This is a genomic window from Brachybacterium endophyticum, from assembly GCF_003130585.1.
GTDB classification, from domain to species: Bacteria; Actinomycetota; Actinomycetes; order Actinomycetales; family Dermabacteraceae; genus Brachybacterium; species Brachybacterium endophyticum.
In genome coordinates, this window is sequence record NZ_QFKX01000013.1 from 1 (window position 1) to 820 (window position 820).

Consider the following 820-nt stretch of genomic DNA (forward strand, 5'->3'; position numbering starts at 1 on the left):
ATAACGTTCACATCGCCACGTCGCGCAAGCCCCCGCGCCTCCCTGGAGGTCACGAGCCCGTAACGTTCTCCGGACGGCTCCGCGAGGGGCCCGCCGCACCTGCACCGCTCCACCCTGGAAGGCGCCATGACCAGGACTTCCCGTCGGCCGTCGATGACGGACGTCGCGGCGCGAGCCGGCGTCTCGTACCAGACGGTCTCGCGCGTCCTCAACGAGCCAGGGATCGTGCGGCCCGAGACCCGCGACCGCGTGCTCGAGGCCATCGACCACCTGGGCTACGCCCGCAACATGGCGGCCCGCGCCCTCAAGACCACCCGGTCCTCCCTCGTCGGGGTGCTCTCCGACGGCTCCTCGCTGTTCGGCCCGGCCGAGACCACCGCCGCCATCGAACGGGCCGCGCGCGAAGCCGGCTACTCGACGCTGCTGGCCACCGTCGCACCCGGTGAGCGGCACGAGCGGGTCGCTTCCGACCTGGTCGGCTCGGGCGTCGACGGCATCATCGTGGTCGCCGGGCACGACGGGATGATCCCCGTCGCCGCCTCCGCGGCGCGCACCACCCCGGTGCTCTCGGTCTCCTCCGGCCCGCGCGACGCCTCGGGGCTCGAGGTCGTGGGGGTCGACCAGGCCCGCGGCGCCCGCGACGTCGTCGCGCATCTCGTCGAGCAGGGGAGGCGGCGCATCCTCCACGTGCCGGGCCCGCCCGACTGGTTCGACGCGAGGACCCGCCGTGCCGGGTTCGAGGAGGCGCTGGACGACCTCGAGGCGGACGGCGGATGCACCGCTCCCGGCGACTGGTCGGCACGCTCCGCCCACCGCATCG

At 74.4% G+C, this 820-nt stretch carries 1 protein-coding gene; it reads left to right on the forward strand.

Features of this window, described 5'->3' with window-relative positions; translation table 11 throughout:
* Positions 1 to 126 precede the first annotated feature (126 nt).
* A partial coding sequence (locus tag DEO23_RS15885) for a LacI family DNA-binding transcriptional regulator (protein WP_109277010.1) occupies positions 127 to 820 on the forward strand: 694 nt, incomplete at its 3' end.